Below are 17379 nucleotides of genomic sequence, written 5' to 3' on the forward strand. Positions count from 1 at the left end.
GCCGTTCTTGGAAATATCATGAGACCCACAGGTCGGACAAATCATCTCAATCGTCATGGGTTCGACTCCCTTGTCATCTCGATGGCATAGTCTGATTTTCCTCTGCCCCGTACACTAATGCACTACCGCATAATGATCGTAACTTAAATCCAGAGTCTTATCATTATTTCAAGAAATTTAAAATAGCCTTAGAAGTATAGCGTTACCTATTTATAGTCTTACTCATTGATTTAAGTATGACTTTTGGCAATTTTTTGGGTTCTTTTCTTTATCTTAGGTGACTTAAAAGCATCAACATCTTTCTCACCTGAGACTAAAAACTTTAAAAATGATTTCTCTTGGAACTTACAAGTTTGCATTATTCCAAGTAGAGTCAGATATGAATTAGCACCAGTTTCAAAAAATGAGCCTGATATCTTCCTTTGAATAGCAATATGACGAAGAGCCCTTTCCGCTGTATTGTTATGCCATGGTATGGAGTCATATTCAAGAAATGTAAACAAACTCTTTTGGTAACGTTCAAATCGCTTCTGGTACTTGATTGACAATTCAGATTGATAATTTTTGCTGGTAATGTGATTTTTATAAAACTGATCTACTTTTTTTCTATATTTTCCTAAATTTCTTTTCTTCAATCCATATTTATCGATGGCCTCAAAAATTGGTAAAATTAGCTCTTTGAGTTCTAATACAAAAGCTTCATATTCAGAATCGAATGGACTTTTCCAAAGATCATCATTAATGTCTCGCAATAAATGTACCCAACATTTTTGTTGTTTGCAAGACACAGAATCATAACCAGCATAAAAATCTGAAACTAATACACCACTATACTTACGTAGAGTTTTGTGGACAATATCTGCTTCTCTCGTCTTCGTCAATTTAAAGACTACATGATCACCATTTGTAAAAGTCCAAACATACTGGTTTACTCCTTGAATATTGATAGGTGTTTCATCAGCATGGATGAAGGGAGCTGTTAAAATTTTATCAAGAAGTATCTTTTCAGAATCACTATATTTAACTGCAAAGTAATTTAGAAAGTTACTTATTGAATTTCGCCCAATCGGCTCGCCAAACATCTCTATACTATTTTGAACTATTAGTCGGTAAGATAAACGAAGAGAGATCCTTTGATATACAGCCCAGGACCTAAATCCATGACCAAATATATAGCTTCCTGAACCTTTGGAGAAAATATCTGGCACAAAATATAACTTACATGATTCACAATAGCTTTTGAAGCTTTTATGCAGATAAATTACTTTTTTGCATCCTGATTTTGTAAAAATCAAGTCAATAATAGTTACATGAATAGGCTTTTGAAAATCTTGATATAGTTCTTGACTACATTTTTTACAAGCCTTCACAGTCGGTACTTCAATTATTTTATTAACTTTAGAAGGTGCTTTTCTAACAAAACCCCTTCCCTTCTTTTTCTCTTCTTTTTGAATTGTTTTCTTAGAATTATTCTCATTTCTAAGAGAAATCTTTTTCCTATCATAATCAGCGTGGGAAGATTTCAGAATAAGCTCTAGATGAAAATGAATATCTTTGCCAATTTCTGTAGATAATAGCCGTTTCTGGTCAGCAAAGGCAATATTCGAATTTAAGTGCTCCTGGTTAGCAACTTCAGTAAGTTTATTAACTAATAATTTGAGAGCGTTACAGTCTTTTTCGTTGTAAACTAATAAATTATTTTTGTATTTGCTGTTTCTGTTTTCTTCCCACTTACACCGCCAAGCTAAACTTTGGAGTCCAGAAAAAATTGGGGGCGGCCAAGTAATTCCTAGTAGAGAACCAATTTCTTTTAGTCGGTTTGAAAATACAGGAAAGTAAATTTTTCCATAAATATACGAATTGACATTTATTAAGCGCTTCTCAATTTTTTCAGCATTTATTGCATACTTTTTAGTTAGTTCATTTATGGCCTTTAATTCATAGTTACCATAATGGTAGATTGGCGCTCCTGAATATTCATTGAGCTTAGCCAAAAGCTTTTGCCAAATTGCCTCTTCCTCTTCTGGAATATCTGCCCAGAAGGAATGCTGGACAGATTTTTCTCCCTCACAAACCAATAATCCTATCAGATAGTGAAAACGCTGATCAGGAATCCCTTCAATGTCTAAAAATAATTCTACTGGATGCCGAATCAAATCAGGCATTCCCTGAATATAGATTTTTTGTTCTCGAATCGCTAAAGCTTGTAACTCTAGACTGTGCTTTACAGGCTCTGCTTCTTTCTTCTTTTTTCGCTTGCGACGCGGTTTGAACAGATAAGACAGTTGTTGAATTGTGAAAATGCCACGCTTATTATATTTTTGGATTGCTTTAGCAGTCATTCGATCAAGTAAACTTAGATTGCCTTCTTTCTCAGCTTGCTGTTGACAAAGCTGCTGAAACTGACAAGACTGACAGTTTTTGTTCAAAATCAGAGCGGGAGGCTCAGATATCGATTTTTTGCACCAACTTTCAATTATTTTTAGTGATTTTTTAATATCTTTATAGCCATTTTCTAATCGAACTCGATGGCTCTTCCCATCCATGCCTACAATCTTTCCCGTAGTAGGTGGCTCTTTTTGAATGCGCCCTAACACTAATCCAATGAATAATAGCTCTGTTTTCTGTTCAGGAGTGATACTGTAGGTGCTTACGACAATTGTAGGCTCGTAGCTGATTCGAGAATTTGGCGTGTTAGTATCTACTTGAGTCAAAACAGCACAGTAAGCTTCCAATTGATCCGATCTAAGTGTGGCGTCAATCAGATACTCATGCTTTTTGAAAGTTTTTGTCTCATAACCCTTAGCTTTAGGATGAGATTTCAAAAACTCTTCCAAATATTGCTCTCGACTGTCTTGACGACGTTTTCCTAAAATCAGTGGGTATTCATGAGGCTGCCCTCTATCCTCAGAAAATAAAAGCAGAAAAGCTTTTCGGGGACATTGTGAATATGCAACAAATATTTCAGATGTGATAATTGGGATTTCGCTCATGGCAAATATTTGTTGCATAATATCTCAATTTTTCCTGCTGGGGCGACATAACGTTCCCAATCACCCGCTGTAAGTAAACCGCGAACGCTAGCAGACATCCTTTCATCAGTCGGGTGCATTGGGGTTGTTAGCCCTCATAAATCTCCAACCAAACGTTTAAACTGAAGCCCTCTAGGGGAAGTAATCTTTAACATTCGCTCTGGATGATTATGTATCTCTGTGCGACCAGGGGGACGTGTTGGGCGCTTGGAAATACTAATATTTCTAATACTAACAAAACGGTAGACACTATCTTTAAGAAAATTTTGATGATTCCAAAAGGATTGCCCGATTTCTCGGCAATAGGCAACAAAACACTTTGCCCCTTTGAGTTGTTGAATAATTTCTATCTCCGCTCCACCACGACCCCCCTTCATTTCGATACAAATAATGACTTGTTTCCCATTGATTTCAGTTACGATAACAAAATCCGCACGTTTGCACTCACGTTTAGAATCAGCAAATATGTCTTTTGGGGCTTTAAAGGCATCGGCCTTGATAACAACAACTTGATCATCATCGGGCATTCCGTAAATCGTTACAGAATAGTTGGCAGGTGCAGGTTCTTCGAGTGTAACTTTATGTTTGTTGTGATAACTTTCTAGAGAAACTGTAGCAGTCCGCTTTATCATTTCTTTGAAAATAGCGATATCAGACATTATTCCTGACCCCAAACAATCGCCTCTTGAATTCGGTTCATAGTTTCAATAGTTGTATCAAAACTACGAGCCTCAATCCCAAGTTCTGGATCGACACTAGCTAGCGTTAATGTTTGGCATTTTGTTCTCCTTGTTTTACCATCCAAAATTATTGAGGCTTCTTCCGCAATATAAACGTTGACCTTGTCAGAAGATAGTAATTCTTCTGTGACGTAACCCTCTTCTTCGGCAATACGTTTTATATAAGGCTTTTCTTGGTTAAGCATTATTAACGTATTCAATTCTTTTATAATGTAATCGCTATGAGTCGTCATAAAAACCTTAATTCCCAAATTAATTAGACGAGCAAAAAGGCGTGCAACACGGCGCTGGTTTTCGGGGTGTAAATTCAATTCGGGTTCATCTACCATAAGCAAATCACCATGCTCAGCTTCATGCCTTAAGTAAAAGCCAATATCTAGAAGAGATCGCACAGCACTAGAACTTTCATCCATGGAGAGCCTAACTCGTCTACCTCTTGGTACATAGTAAAGCTCATCATTACGGGTTACAGTGTATTCGCCACCAATAATATCTGCGAAGTCTTTCAAAACATTAGGATGATTTTCAGCTACAAAACTATTCTTTTTGGCAATTGTTTCAAGTGTTCGAGTGAATTCGACATTTGTTTTTATGGGAAGAGCATAATCTTCATAGTCTTTAAATAAAAGTTCCATCGGATCAATGTTTTTATCAGCTTGACCCATCTCTTCAATCAAACGGTTTCGTGCGAAATTAAGCTCTTTACGAAAAATTGCAGCTCCCGTTCTTTCAGCACTCGCAATAAAAGGACGAGGAAAAACCTTACCAAAAATAATGTCCTTTAAATTATCAGAAACAATACGCTTGAGGATTTCAGTAGGAATTTTTGCCTTTTCTTTTTCAACTAGCAGGGTGACAACTAACTCTGTGCTGTCTTTGCTTTTAGTCGTAGAAAATAATGCTGCTTCACTAGAACCAATTTTTCGATCAAACTGGCTATCTAAATTAATGGCTTGTGTATTCAAGCTTATAGAAAACTCTGTTTCCTTAAAACGATCTGCTTGCGCTGCAAAAATTCTTGGCAATTCTTTTGTATAAACTTGACAGCCTTTAGAAATAATTTCCTCGATTTGACTAACATATTCTTTTATTTCAATACGAATTACGCCATCTGACAGAAGTTGATCTATCTTTTCATCGTTAATTTCAATGGAAAACATTCGACGCCAAGTAAGCAGAAAACCAAATAGTGCATAGGTAGCATAGGTTTTACCAGTATTGTTAGATCCGCAGATGATCGTCAAGTCGCCTAGAGTAAATTCAGCTTGCCTAATTGCACCAAGGTTTTTTATCTTTATTTTCACTGCTGGATTCCTCTAGCGATTTTCCATCCTAATTATTGCTCAACTATCTTTTATCCTGAAACTTGTTTTCACTAAGACCATCATGCCTTAGCAGTAGCCTTGTAGCCTGGGTATCTACAAGAATAGGGGAAGCACCAACGGTAGGTGCAACAGGCATTAATCACGAGTCTAAGGGTGTCAATCAGTCTTAAGCAAGGTAGACACAGAACCCCCATCTTCGCCTGCTCCACCTGTGTATGCAAAAGTACCCGCGAGGTGAGCTACACCTAGGCACTCTAGAATCAAACGCCGCGTCGCTAGGCGAGGTTTGCGGGCTAACGACCCCGTTCACCCGCCGCTAACAACCTATCGAATCTACTACAGAAGCTTGATGCGGTCGGTGTGCAACGGGATTGTTATGTCGGCGGACAATCATCATAAGACTCTGACTCACTTTGGTATAGTCCTATCAAGACAGTCTCGTTAGAACCGACCTCTTGAAAATAACCTTCTCTTCTTAGGGCAGACATTTCATCAAAATACTTTTCTTGGTCGCGCAATTGCAATAAATCAAGATATTTTGACTGAAGACAGCTTATCCTCTCCTCAAGTACTGACCAAGGATGAAGCAAGAACTCATCGCTTAATATATTCAAAAGTTCAATCTGCTCATTGGATAAAAATTCAGCGTAGTCTACTGATTTCAAGAGAGAAAGTTCTCCATTCTCATAGGAAAGCTCTTCCAGTCCTATGTAGCTTGCCTTGGATCCTAAGCAGAGAAACTCATACAGATTCTCACTGATAATTACGTTTGGATTCGGATTCTCATAATTAGCTGGCACCGTCATTACAACAGGCAATTCCGATGAAGAGCTTAATTCTAGAAAACTATAATGAACGCCATCACAGCCAGTACTTGCAAATGTTCTGACATTTGTTGGGGTGCAATAGTATTCCCAAGGTTTCACTGGTAACTCAAGTCGTAACCCAACTGGTAGAAAGACATCATTAGGCGGTTCTCCGATCCGCCGTGCTTCCCTATTCGCGATCACCCAAAGCTTTTCAAAAGTTACTGCCATATCTTCAGCCTGCTAAGATCCTCAGAACTTTGAACTCAAACAGATAATTCTCAAATGCACGCCACCATAAACAAGTTGAGTCGGCATAACTACTGTTTAGCCTGACTGGTAGTTCTTGATTCAGCCTAATACCCCCGGATGAGGTGATTAGCCAGATCCTGAGTTGAATATCACCTCCTGAAGGGGTGTTAGGCTGAAAAATGTCGGCATAATGCCCCGATTTAGGGTGTTATGAAGATCGTGATCAGGCTATCTACCCCCAAAAGGGATGTTATGCCGATCAATGTCTTGATAACACCCCTTATCGGGGTGTTATTCAGATCTTGCCCCGCATAGTAGCCCTCCTGGAGGGTGTTATGCCGATAGCTTCAGTAAATCTTCATCTTAAGTACGGAGAACCAAGGTGTAATATTTAGTACATTAGTCCTAATTGCATCTTTCTCCTCCCTATGGAATCTCGACCGAGAAAACTCCTTGATCAAGTTCGCGACGCAATTCGCCTAAAGCATTACTCCTACCGAACCGAACAAACCTATGTCGGCTGGATTCGCAGGTACATTCTCTTTCATAACAAGCAGCATCCAAAAGACATGGGCGGGGCTGAGGTCAAAGCATTTCTGACCCATCTGGCGGTTGAAGGGCATGTATCGGCCTCAACTCAGAATCAGGCTTTTAGTGCCCTGTTGTTTCTGTATCGCAATGTGCTCAACCAAGAATTGGCAGCATTGGATGCGGTACGGGCAAAACGGTCAAATTATTTGCCCACAGTGCTGACCAAAGGCGAGGTGCGCTCTGTTTTGCAGCATCTGTCAGGTGTGCATGGACTGGTAATCAGAGTGCTGTATGGCAGTGGATTGCGCTTGAATGAAGGCTTGAGTTTACGAGTCAAAGATATTGATTTTGCCCAGCGGCAGATTGTGGCACGCGACACCAAAGGTAACGAAAGTCGGGTGACCATGCTGCCCGATAGTTTGATTGAGCCATTGCAAGAGCACCTTCGTAAAGTCAAGCGCCTGCACCAGTTAGATTTAGACCAAGGCTATGGTTCGGTCTACTTACCCTTTGCTCTAGAGCGTAAATACCCCCATGCCGATCGGGCCTGGATTTGGCAGTTTGTGTTTCCTTCGCCAGGGCGATCGCGCGACCCGCGCAGTGGTGTTATTCGCCGTCATCATCTCCATGAGAGTGGGGTGCAGCGTTCCCTAAAACAGGCTGTGCAAGTTGCTCAACTTGCAAAACGGGTGGGCTGTCATACCTTTCGCCACAGTTTTGCCACGCACTTGCTCGAAGACGGCTACGACATTCGCACAGTGCAAGAACTACTAGGCCATAAGGATGTCAAAACCACGATGATTTATACCCATGTTCTCAATCGTGGGGGGCGGGGGGTGAGAAGCCCGCTGGATAGCTAATCCTGCCCTTAACAACTATCTTTTGTACGGTTGACGGGGAGCTTTTGTACCAGTAATCTCTTACCTTAAGTCGTTCAACAGAACGGTGACCATGCAGAACTCGAAAACTTTGGCGCTGTCCGTAGGCGCTTGCAACACCTACGAACAGCTAACCCCGCAAATCTTCTCAGCAGATTGCCGGGCTATGGTCGATCGTACCCTAGCTCTCCCAGTTTGCACCTCAGCTGCGGTTAGCTAGGGTTTTCGCGTTCTGTTTTCCTCGAACCCAAAAAAGGAACACAGAACCGATGTTTGAATACCTCGAACCCGACGCTAGCGGTGGGTCTAATTTTCCGCCGTCTCCCTCTGCGCAACCTCAGCCCCGTCCCGAGCGGGTGCGCCACATGCTCTACGGCAGCCTTGCCGCCATAGACCGTACCATCAAAATTCTCCACGCCCTCGGCTACGCCGACCCCAACGACTGCTCAGAGCCCATGCCCGTGCCGCCGATCAGTGCCACAGCGACCGACCTTCCCAACCAGTGGATGGTGATACTCACCAAGACCCTGCGGCTGGAGTGATCAGACTCAGGATAGGGCTGGCGGCGTTGCCCTAAAGCGCTACCGGTAGAGGGGCTGCCCCTAGCATTTCAACCCGGTGCTGGTGAAACATCGCCCCCAGCTTCACCAAAGACGCCTCGGTAAACGACTGGCCAACGAGCGTCACTCCCGTGGGCACGCCACTGGATTGAAAGCCGTTGGGAAGGGCGATCGCCGCCAGATCCAGCAAATTGACAAAGTTGGTGTAGTAGCCCAGGTTTGTATTCAACGCCATCGGCTCAGCTTTCACTTCAGCGATCCGGTAGGCCGTTCCAGTCGTGGGCACCAGCAACACGTCGATGTCATCCCAGAGGGGTTCCACCTGCCGCTTAATTTCGGCCAGCGCATAAAGTCCCTCAAACACCTCTGCTGCGGAGATCTGTTTGGCTCTGAGAATAATCTCTCGCGTCGTCGGCAGCACCGACTCGGGATTGGCTTCGATAAACTTTCCGACCGAGGCGTACCGTTCTGCTACCCAGGGGCCTTTAAACAACAAGTCATTGGCGGCGAGAAACGGGGCATAGCTAATCTCCTGACCAGTGCCACCCAGGGACTCCAGCAGAGCCACAGCCTCGGCAAACGCCCGCTCCACATCACCATTGCCGAAAAATTCCAGGTGCTCTTTCTGGGGGATGCCAAACCGAAAAGGCTGCCCGGCCTCATAGGTTTCTAGGCGGTGCGATCGCGTGACCTCAGGCCGAGCAAAGGGATCGCCAGGGTCAAACCCTTTCGCCACCTGAAATACTGCCCAGGCATCCTCGGGGGTGAGGGCAAAAATGGAAACGCAGTCGAGGGTGCGACAGGCATCCACCATATGCTGAGTGCTCAACAAGCCCCGGGTTGGCTTCAGCCCCACAATATTGTTCAACCCCGCTGGCACCCGCCCCGACCCGCCCGTATCCGTGCCGATCGAAAACGACACCAGCCCAGCCGCCACCGATACCGCCGATCCAGAGCTCGACCCTCCGGCGATAAAATCGGCCACATAGGCATTGTGGGGAATGTCATACCCCGTCCGCACCCCGACCAGCCCCGTGGCAAACTGGTCTAAATTGGTCTTGCCAATTAGAATTGCCCCCGCATCCAGCAGTTTCTGAATCACTAGGTTAGTGTGCTGCGCCCCATAGGCAAAGTCAGGGCAACCTGCCGAGGTTGGCAGACCAGCAATATCAATGCAGTCCTTCACGCTGAAAGGAATACCCCACAGCGGCAGAGCATCTCGTTCTGTCGCCGTGCGCTGCTCTAACCAGGCCGCCCGCGCCAAGACCTCAGCCTCAGGGAGCACGAATGTCCAGATGCCATCGCCCTGCCGCCGGGAAATCTGCCGAAAAATTCCATCGACGACGACCATCAGGGTGAGTTGGCCGGAGTGGTAGGCCAATCTCAACGACTCAATCGATAACGAGCAAGGCTCTACTGCTTGCATGACCATGTCAGCCTAAACGTCCTCGCGCTCTACTTTGAAAAAGTCCAGTAGAAATAGCGCATAGATTTTAGTCGCGGCCACCACTTTTTCAATGTCGATGTACTCATTCACTGGGGGCCAGCCATCTTCCCCTGGGCCAAAGGTGATGGAAGGAATGCCGCTGTGGGAAAAGCGCAGCGTGTCACAGTAGGCATTCTTGCGGTACAGCACCGGCTCTTTGCCCAAAACTTTGCGATAAGCCCTGGATATCGCCTGCACATGGGCAGCATCTTTGCTGACCTCAACCGATGCGGGCACAAAGGTTTCCCCCTCTACCGGCGTAATAGTGACATCGAGGGTGGGGTCATCGGCCTTAATCTCGGCAATCTTGGCATTGAGATCCTGAAGAATAGAGTCATAGGTCATTCCGGGCACCAGTCCAATCACCCAGACCCGAGCTTTACAGGATGGCGGCGTGAACTGCCCCTCTCCCACCTGGCCCGCCTCAATTTTGACCGGGCAAATGCTGGGTTGGGTTGGCCCGTAGATCTCAGGGGCCTGATGGGTAAATTCCATTTGTCTCAGCGCCTCCAGCAAACGAGACATGTGGAGAATGGGGTTGACCCCCTCGTCGGGTCGCCAAATATGCGATCTCACCCCTTTTGTTTCTATATCCACCAAACACAGCCCGGAGTGCGCTAGGGCGATGCCAATCCCCCATTCACCCTCGGCATCGGTCCAGGCGGTTGGTTCAGCGGTAATTTCGTAGTCCGCCGTCAGGCCATAGTCATTGAGCAAATGCAGTGCACCAGCATTGCCATGGCGTTCCTCATCGACGGTGTAGGCGCAAATTAGCTCGCCTTTGAGCTTGACCCCTGCCTCCCGCAGTGCCGCCACAGCTAGCAGGTGGCAGGCCATATTGCCCCGAGTATCCGAGGTGCCCCGACCGTAGAGCAAAGAGCCATCTAGGGTGGCATTGAACGGATTATGGGCAGATTTGTCCCACTCTTTTGGGTCACCAGAAGGATAGGTGTCCAGGTGGTCGTTGAAAATTAAAGCAGGCCCGTCAAGGCCATCATTCCAGCGGGCCACCACGTTGGGGCGGCCTTCGATTTTAGAGACCCACTCCACATCTAGACCAACGTCTTTTAGATAATTACCCACATGGTGGGAAATATCTTCCTCCTGGGGCATCGGGTACTCTGGATCGATGGAATTGCCGCAGATCGGCTGACCAATCGGCACCAGCTCCTGAATTAGAGAAATACACTTCTCTTTAGTAATCTTGCTCAGGATGAGATCTTCCAAAGTGGCGCTGCTAACGGGCTTATCGATTGACTGAACCATTGACTAAAATCCTCAAACAATTAAATTTAAGTTGAATACAAACTGGTTCTGTAGAAGTCAGGTATGTTGTAACGGCTAACGTTGACCTACCTAGTACTTCAATTCAAACGTGATACATCTGCTTTTCCCCCCTGCTCCCCAACAGGGAATAGTCTGGAATTCATCAGGTTTTACCCTAATGCCCCTGCCAGTGCACCACTCGGTTAGATAGCACTCTCAGCACCACATCTGACAGCAGGCCAAAGAAACCGATCAAGAAAATCCCGACGAACAAAGCTTCGACATTAAAGAAAGTACTGGCATCGTGAATCAAATAGCCCAGACCTTGATCGCCCGCCAAAAGCTCTGCCGCGACCAGAATGCCAAAATCAACCGATAAGGCCACCCGCATACCCGTAAAAATGCTGGGCAGGGCCGCAGGCAAAATGACGTAGAGAAACACGGCTAAATCATTGGCCCCCAGAGTATAGGCCGCCAGAATTTTTTCTTTAGGGCAAGCCTGCACCCCCGCCATCGTATTCAGCATGACGATCAGGGCACCGGCATAGAGAATAATCATGACTTTGGAGACTTCGCCAATGCCAAACCAAAGAATGAATAGGGTAATGAAGGCAAGGGGAGGAATCGGCCTCAGCACTTCGGTCACTAAGTAGAAGGCCGCCCTGATGTATTTGTAGTACCCCATCAGCAACCCCAGCAGTAGGCCAATAACGGTACCCACGAAAAAAGCGATATAAACTCGCTGCAGGCTGATAAAGATATGGGAGAGCAACGAAGTCCCAGCATATCCCTTAGTTACCATGGCCCAAAACTCAGCGACAATCTCTGACAGACTAGGCAGAAATAAAGGGTCAACCCAGCCAAGGCGAGTTGTTAGCTCCCAAGCCACCAAAATCGCCAGCGGGATGAGAATTGAAACGCCCAGGATCGTTAATTTCTCCCGTAAAGCCTGGGACTGTAAGTCCTGAACCCGACCTTTGGGGCGAGCACTGCGCCAAGCTGTTTTGAGCAACATAATCGATCAACTACCTTCGTTGAAAGTAACAGTCTATTCATAGAAATCACAGGAAGATAGCTTTATCTTGCCGATGTGATGGCCTGAAATAGACAAGCGATTTAACCTCACCTCCCTGACTACCCCAATTCCTTGAGTTTCAGATAGAGCTGGGTTCTGTACTGATTAAACTCCTCGGAGATACGATTCATGGCAGACCATCGTGGTGAAGGCAAATGCACTTTGATTTCCTCAAAGATTCCCCTACAGTCTCTGTCTAGAACAATAATGCGATCGCTCAAAAAGACTGCCTCCTCAATACTGTGGGTGACAAATAAGATGGCACCAGAGACCTGATCATGAAGCTTCAAAAGCTCTTCCTGCAAACCTTCACGGGTTTGCACATCGACAGCAGCAAAGGGTTCATCCATCAACAAAACCTCAGGATGCACCACCATAGATCGGGCCACGGCAACTCTTTGACGCATTCCCCCCGAGAGCTGATAGGGATATTTCTTTTCGCTGCCAGCTAAACCAACCAGATCAATGATTTGCCTGACCCTAAATCGGCTTTCTGTCTTAGGAAGCTTTTGAAACCGGAAGCCAAAGCCTATATTTTGTTCAACCGTCATCCAGTCGAACAACGCATTACCTTGAAAAACAACTCCACGTTTGTTAGCGGGAGCTTTAATCACCTCATCCCCGTGGGTAATCAGGCCAGACAATGGCTTATAAAACCCAGCAATGAGGTTTAAGAGAGTTGACTTACCACAGCCTGAAGGCCCCAGCAACGTCAGGATTTCTCCTTGGCGTATGGTCAGGTTGAGATCCTTCAAAATGAGCTTTTTGTAGCTATAGCCAAAGGAGACATTGTCTAGGGTAACAACTACTTCAGATAAATTCGGATCATCTAAAACAACTGCCTGACTCGACTGTTGGTCTATAGATTGCTGCAAAGGTGGATTTTTCATCAGTCCCAGTTCATCACTCACTCCAGGTGCTAACTTGTCAACCTTTGCTGCTCAGATACTCGGCAATATAGGAAGAGTTAATTAAGGGAGCGAGATCATCGGGTGCCTTATCAATTCGGCCCTGCTCAACCAAGAACGCAGCATATTTCTCATAGGCTTGATATAGATCAGTCGACTGAGGCTTGCCCGGTTCTCCCAGCCATTCATCGGACAGCTGATCTTCAAGCAAGATCACAGTTGAGCCCTGGCGACCCACCATATCGCCAAACTCTTCTGCGGATAGATTGAGGCGTTCTGCTTCCCATTTTTGGCCTGCGCTTGGATCCTCCAGATAGGCCTTTTGGGCCATATCCCAGGCTTCCATAAATTTCATCATCACCTCTGGGTTGGCTTCGGCAAACTCTTTGCGCGCGGCCCACAATGCAACAGCATAGGCCCCGACTGATTCAGAGGTTTCTAAATCTTCGCCACCGAGCTTGTTGAGCTCTCCAGCGGCTGGTTCCCACGTCCAGGCGGCATCAATTTGGTTGGCAGAAAAGGCCGCGGCCATCTCTGCCGGTTTGAGGTTGACCAGGTCTACCTCGTCTTGAGCAATACCCGCTTTGTCTAGGGCTGCTAGTAACGAGTGGTGACCAGACGTGCCAATGGTGACCCCGATTTTCTTGCCCTTTAGATCGCCTGCGCTACTAACGCCTTTCGCAATCAAACGCTCTGCTGTCATCGGGGCATGGTCTAGCAGAATCACCTCCAGACCTACTCCATTGGCGTAGGCTGTCAATGAGGGAAACGGAAAGAACCAGGTAATATCGACTTCTCCAGCCGCCAATGCTGGAACCATGGCTCCGCCGGAGGAGTAGGGGCTCAGCTCAACATCCAGACCAGCCTTTTCAAAGTAGCCTTCGTTGAAGGCGACCATGGTGATATTGTTGATATCCCCCGTCTGGAAGCCCACTCTGACCTTAGGCATGGTGCCACTGGATTCTGCTTGAGCCTCTTCTGCCCCTTCGACTGGGGCATCACTTGTCGTTTGAGCACAACCTGCTGCCACCAAAAAACCAGTGGTAGCGAGACCTGCATACCCTAAGAATTTCCTTCTTGGCAGCTTATTATTGTTTTGTATCATCAGAAACAAGAGCCCTAAAGTGATGGACAAAAAATCGTAGCGCCAACATCCTTAAACTTAAGACGTGCGCGAAATTGGTCAAGAACGGATCACTTCCCTTTGCAATAGTTAGCGACCTAACGGAAGTCATTCCCAGTCAGCTGAGACACTATTACCAAAGGATATAGAGGAAAAGCAACGGCGCTACAATTTGACTGTTAATGCCTTTATTATTGCAAGAAACCAGGGGCTATTTGTAGCCAATAAAACAAAGCTAGCTGAGAAGATATTCGTCAGATAAACAGAATTTATGAGTCGATAAATTCTGTTTATCTGGCTATGCTAATTGTGCTTGCCCGCTTTTTGAATGCTGCTTTTTTTCTGCTGCTCAAAAGCCAATAAACTCTCCTTTTTGATCAGTGAAAAGCATTTCTTCTTTAGTATTAGAAATCTGGTATCCATCAGCAGGTCGGCATCTCGGGGGCGCTCAAAATCGACGCGGATGTCCTCTATTACCTGCCCTGGCCCAGCACTCATGACAATGACTCGATCGCCTAAAAGCAGCGCCTCATCGATATCGTGGGTGACAAAGATGACCGTGATTCTAAATTCCTCCCAGAGGCGCAGCAGGTTTTCCTGCATCATGAAGCGCGTTTGGGCATCGAGGGCCCCAAACGGTTCATCCATCAGCAGCACTCTGGGATAATTCGCCAGGGCTCTGGCGATCGCGACTCGCTGCTGCATACCGCCAGACAGCGTCATAGGGTAGTTATTTTCAAAATTAGCCAGCCCGACAATTTGCAAAAAGTCTCTGGCAATCGCTAGGGCAGCTTGCTTAGAACGACCGGCCATCAAGGGGCCGTGGGCCACATTGCTTAAAACCGTCTTCCAGGGAAAGAGTGACGGCTGCTGAAAGACCATGCCGCGATCGCCACCGGGCTTCTGAACCGGCTGACCATCGACTAAGACCTGACCAGTGGCGGGGTGGGTAAAGCCCGCGATCGCATTCAGAACAGTGGACTTGCCACAGCCTGAAGGGCCAATAATACAGATAAACTCTCCGGAGGTAATGTCTAGAGAAATATTTTCGATGGCGACAAAGCTCGACCGACCACTGCCAAAGACAATAGAGAGATCTTGGATAGTAATATTGCCCTGATGGCTACGGGCAGTTTGTGGACCTATGTCTGTAGCCGTTTGATTGATTGCGCTCATGGGTGATCAGATTTGAACTTGGCTAAAGCTACTGTCTATACATCTAACTCAATAGAATCTAACTCAATAGAGGTGAAACTAAGTCCTTTGCAACCACTAGTACTGTATGGCGGAAATATGCCCACCATTGCAGATTACTTGGCTCCCCTGCTCCCCTGCTCCTCTGCCCAAAGCAATAGTTGCTTTATTTATGCCGTCGAGTACTAGCCCCACCAAACCAGTCGCTTAGATAAAGCCCCAAATCCTCTATCTGCCACCGCAGACACAATCCCTAAAATAACCAGCCCACCGATAGTCTGCCCAACCTGCAAATTTTGCTGGGCGATATCAATTCTATAGGCAATGCCAGAGAATGTACCCGCCAGCTCAGCTGCGACCAGTGTGTAGAAAGAAATACTCACAGCCGTTCTCAGCCCCACAAAAATGTAGGGTAGAGATGCTGGGAACAGCACCTCTCGCAGCATCTTTTTGTCAGGAGTTCCTAGACACTGGGCAGCTCGAATCAGGGTTTCGTCTACTTTCTGAACCCCCAGATGGGCGGCAATCCAAACCGTAAAGAAAACCCCCCAAAACACCAAAAACCATTTACCGAGTTCAGACAGACCAAACCAGAGAATAACAATGGGCACGAATGCGATCGGTGGAATCGGCCTCAGCAGCTGAAACAAAGGCGTCAAGAGATTGGAAAATAGCCGATAGCGCCCCGTCAAAATACCAATCACAACACCGGCTAAGGCTCCAGACACAAACCCAACGATGACTCTGGAGAGGCTCATCCATAAATCCAGGAACAAAGACCCATCTACAGCCCACTTATATAAAGCTACAGCCACCAAACTAGGAGGTGGAAAAAGCACTGGATTGACAATTTCAGCCCTTGAAATCGCTTCCCAAATTACCAAAAATATAGGAATGGAGAGGAACAATGTCAGCCGATCAAAGATCGTGCTTTTCTCTAGCATGGCGACTTCCTTTGAGCTGAGCTATCTCGCTAGATTTTTACCCGGTCAGGAGCTACGTTTTTGAGCGGCTCTGAATAGATGACGGTGGTAAAGTCAGGCATCTCTGCATTGGGCGGGTGGTTGCCACTTTCAAGTCTCCAGGTGGCATGGGTATTGAGGATATCTAAGGTCTTCTGATCGAGCACGACTTCATAGACATAGTCGTCCCAGATGGCAGCTAGATCCTCTTCTTTCATCTCAACCGTCTCAGCGATAACGGCGATCGCATCAGCCGGATTCGCCTTCATCCACTGTTCAGCATCAATTAGGGCTCTTAAGAAGTTTTCGGCAACTTCTGGTTCTTGGTTGAGGTAGTCAACCATGGTGACGATGTTAAAGGTCTCAGAATAAATGCCGCTGGTGTCAATCTGTGCGACTTTTTCTCCCATGCTTTTTTTGCCGTTACTAACATGGGGTTCCCAGGTGTTGTAGGCATCAATACTCTCAGAGGAAAGTGCTGGGATCATCTCCTGGGGGCGCAAATTCACCAGCTCAACATCATCGGGCGAGAGTCCCGCTTTCGCAAGCACGCTCATGGTATAAACTTCACTACCTGTCCCGGCAGTAAATCCAATTTTCTTGCCCTTCAGATCAGCAAGAGTGCCAATTTCAGAAGATTTAAGGGTGAGCGTCTTTAAGTCTGAATACTCCATTCTGGCCAAAAAGGCTATGGGCTGCTTTGCCATAGCGGCGGCAGTGGTGGGGGCCTCTGCGGTAGTAGCAATATCAGCACCTCCACCCACAACCGTTTCTAGGCACTGCTTGCCAGAAGTAAAGTTGCTCACCTCCACGTTGAGACCATACTCATCAAAAAAACCTTGCTGCTTCGCAACAATGGCTACTCCTGATATAGGCGACAAATTTTGAGCCAGCCGAACAGTTTTGGGCTCAACTGCGGTTGGGCTATCTGATCCTGATTGAGCTTCATTTCCAGAGGTTGCACAGCTAGCCGTCGCTACTGCAAAGCTGCCCAAAAAACAGCTCGCCAACATCAGTTTCTTGAATTCTCGTCTGGTGACCATAATCGCTCCTGAGAAGTTGCTTGAGAGAACAGTCCGAACCAAAGGCAGGCTTACGCCTAGCTCAGAATCATGAGAACATAGGCAGGTAACCTAACGAGTTTTTAGACTAGATTCAAACGATGCAATAACAAACTGACCTGAGTCGAAGCAATTCGACTCAGGGTTAGGCTGGCGAAGATCTAAGCGTTAATGCTGCCG

14 protein-coding genes are annotated in these 17379 nt (G+C 46.2%); 2 read left to right on the plus strand and 12 right to left on the minus strand.

Features of this window, described 5'->3' with window-relative positions; genetic code table 11:
• Nucleotides 1-230: 230 nt before the first annotated feature.
• The 4 genes from IQ254_RS15800 to IQ254_RS15815 form a co-directional block, all read right to left on the minus strand.
• Nucleotides 231-3011, minus strand: a complete 2781-nt coding sequence (locus tag IQ254_RS15800) for an IS66 family transposase (protein ID WP_193967123.1) — start codon at nucleotides 3009-3011, stop codon at nucleotides 231-233.
• A 116-nt stretch (nucleotides 3012-3127) separates the two neighbouring features.
• The gene (locus tag IQ254_RS15805) at nucleotides 3128-3691 is read right to left on the minus strand and encodes a hypothetical protein (protein ID WP_193967124.1); all 564 of its coding nucleotides are present in this window, start codon (nucleotides 3689-3691) and stop codon (nucleotides 3128-3130) included.
• Nucleotides 3691-5076, minus strand: a complete 1386-nt coding sequence (locus IQ254_RS15810) for an AAA family ATPase (protein WP_193967125.1) — start codon at nucleotides 5074-5076, stop codon at nucleotides 3691-3693. Before IQ254_RS15810 ends, IQ254_RS15805 begins: the two co-directional genes overlap by 1 nt.
• Nucleotides 5077-5471: 395 nt before the next feature.
• Nucleotides 5472-6134, minus strand: coding sequence for a hypothetical protein (locus IQ254_RS15815; protein WP_193967126.1), 663 nt, complete (start codon nucleotides 6132-6134; stop codon nucleotides 5472-5474).
• Between the two features lie 449 nt (nucleotides 6135-6583).
• Between IQ254_RS15815 and IQ254_RS15820 the strand changes: the two genes are divergently transcribed.
• The gene (locus IQ254_RS15820; protein WP_193967127.1) at nucleotides 6584-7546 is read left to right on the plus strand and encodes an integron integrase; all 963 of its coding nucleotides are present in this window, start codon (nucleotides 6584-6586) and stop codon (nucleotides 7544-7546) included.
• Nucleotides 7547-7833: 287 nt separating this feature from the next.
• Nucleotides 7834-8106 carry a hypothetical protein gene (locus tag IQ254_RS15825; RefSeq protein WP_193967128.1) on the plus strand — a complete coding sequence of 91 codons (273 nt, stop codon included), beginning with the start codon at nucleotides 7834-7836 and terminating at the stop codon, nucleotides 8104-8106.
• A gap of 31 nt (nucleotides 8107-8137) precedes the next feature.
• On the opposite strand, the gene atzF is transcribed toward IQ254_RS15825, so the two are convergent.
• The 8 genes from atzF to IQ254_RS15865 all read right to left on the minus strand — a co-directional run bounded on the left by atzF (nucleotide 8138) and on the right by IQ254_RS15865 (nucleotide 17181).
• Nucleotides 8138-9550, minus strand: a complete 1413-nt coding sequence (gene atzF / locus IQ254_RS15830; RefSeq protein WP_228040773.1) for an allophanate hydrolase — start codon at nucleotides 9548-9550, stop codon at nucleotides 8138-8140.
• Nucleotides 9551-9562: 12 nt separating this feature from the next.
• The gene (locus tag IQ254_RS15835; RefSeq protein WP_193967130.1) at nucleotides 9563-10876 is read right to left on the minus strand and encodes a M20 family metallopeptidase; all 1314 of its coding nucleotides are present in this window, start codon (nucleotides 10874-10876) and stop codon (nucleotides 9563-9565) included.
• Nucleotides 10877-11051: 175 nt separating this feature from the next.
• Nucleotides 11052-11891 (minus strand): ABC transporter permease, encoded by an 840-nt coding sequence (locus IQ254_RS15840; RefSeq protein ID WP_193967131.1) that lies wholly within the window; start codon nucleotides 11889-11891, stop codon nucleotides 11052-11054.
• A 119-nt stretch (nucleotides 11892-12010) separates the two neighbouring features.
• Entirely contained in the window at nucleotides 12011-12862 is an 852-nt protein-coding gene (locus tag IQ254_RS15845; protein WP_313887470.1) for an ABC transporter ATP-binding protein, read from the minus strand.
• Between the two features lie 16 nt (nucleotides 12863-12878).
• Nucleotides 12879-13808, minus strand: coding sequence for an ABC transporter substrate-binding protein (locus IQ254_RS15850; protein WP_228040774.1), 930 nt, complete (start codon nucleotides 13806-13808; stop codon nucleotides 12879-12881).
• A gap of 477 nt (nucleotides 13809-14285) precedes the next feature.
• Nucleotides 14286-15158, minus strand: a complete 873-nt coding sequence (locus IQ254_RS15855) for an ABC transporter ATP-binding protein (protein ID WP_193967133.1) — start codon at nucleotides 15156-15158, stop codon at nucleotides 14286-14288.
• Nucleotides 15159-15361: 203 nt separating this feature from the next.
• The gene (locus tag IQ254_RS15860) at nucleotides 15362-15934 is read right to left on the minus strand and encodes an ABC transporter permease (RefSeq protein WP_228040775.1); all 573 of its coding nucleotides are present in this window, start codon (nucleotides 15932-15934) and stop codon (nucleotides 15362-15364) included.
• Nucleotides 15935-16149: 215 nt separating this feature from the next.
• On the minus strand, nucleotides 16150-17181 hold the full coding sequence (locus tag IQ254_RS15865) for an NrtA/SsuA/CpmA family ABC transporter substrate-binding protein (RefSeq protein WP_228040776.1): 1032 nt from the start codon (nucleotides 17179-17181) through the stop codon (nucleotides 16150-16152).
• Between the last annotated feature and the right edge of the window lie 198 nt (nucleotides 17182-17379).

Source organism: Nodosilinea sp. LEGE 07088, from assembly GCF_015207395.1.
Lineage (GTDB): Bacteria > Cyanobacteriota > Cyanobacteriia > Phormidesmidales > Phormidesmidaceae > Nodosilinea.

What these genes read in the sequence shown, in the direction of transcription:
- IQ254_RS15850 (WP_228040774.1), bottom strand. Translation starts at nt 13,808, where the DNA reads ATGCCTAAGGTCAGAGTGGGCTTCCAGACGGGGGATATCAACAATATC.
- IQ254_RS15800 (WP_193967123.1), bottom strand. Translation starts at nt 3,011, where the DNA reads ATGCAACAAATATTTGCCATGAGCGAAATCCCAATTATCACATCTGAA.
- IQ254_RS15865 (WP_228040776.1), bottom strand. Translation starts at nt 17,181, where the DNA reads ATGGTCACCAGACGAGAATTCAAGAAACTGATGTTGGCGAGCTGTTTT.
- IQ254_RS15840 (WP_193967131.1), bottom strand. Translation starts at nt 11,891, where the DNA reads ATGTTGCTCAAAACAGCTTGGCGCAGTGCTCGCCCCAAAGGTCGGGTT.
- IQ254_RS15815 (WP_193967126.1), bottom strand. Translation starts at nt 6,134, where the DNA reads ATGGCAGTAACTTTTGAAAAGCTTTGGGTGATCGCGAATAGGGAAGCA.
- IQ254_RS15835 (WP_193967130.1), bottom strand. Translation starts at nt 10,876, where the DNA reads ATGGTTCAGTCAATCGATAAGCCCGTTAGCAGCGCCACTTTGGAAGAT.
- IQ254_RS15825 (WP_193967128.1), top strand. Translation starts at nt 7,834, where the DNA reads ATGTTTGAATACCTCGAACCCGACGCTAGCGGTGGGTCTAATTTTCCG.
- atzF (WP_228040773.1), bottom strand. Translation starts at nt 9,550, where the DNA reads ATGCAAGCAGTAGAGCCTTGCTCGTTATCGATTGAGTCGTTGAGATTG.
- IQ254_RS15860 (WP_228040775.1), bottom strand. Translation starts at nt 15,934, where the DNA reads ATGAGCCTCTCCAGAGTCATCGTTGGGTTTGTGTCTGGAGCCTTAGCC.
- IQ254_RS15855 (WP_193967133.1), bottom strand. Translation starts at nt 15,158, where the DNA reads ATGAGCGCAATCAATCAAACGGCTACAGACATAGGTCCACAAACTGCC.
- IQ254_RS15820 (WP_193967127.1), top strand. Translation starts at nt 6,584, where the DNA reads ATGGAATCTCGACCGAGAAAACTCCTTGATCAAGTTCGCGACGCAATT.
- IQ254_RS15805 (WP_193967124.1), bottom strand. Translation starts at nt 3,691, where the DNA reads ATGTCTGATATCGCTATTTTCAAAGAAATGATAAAGCGGACTGCTACA.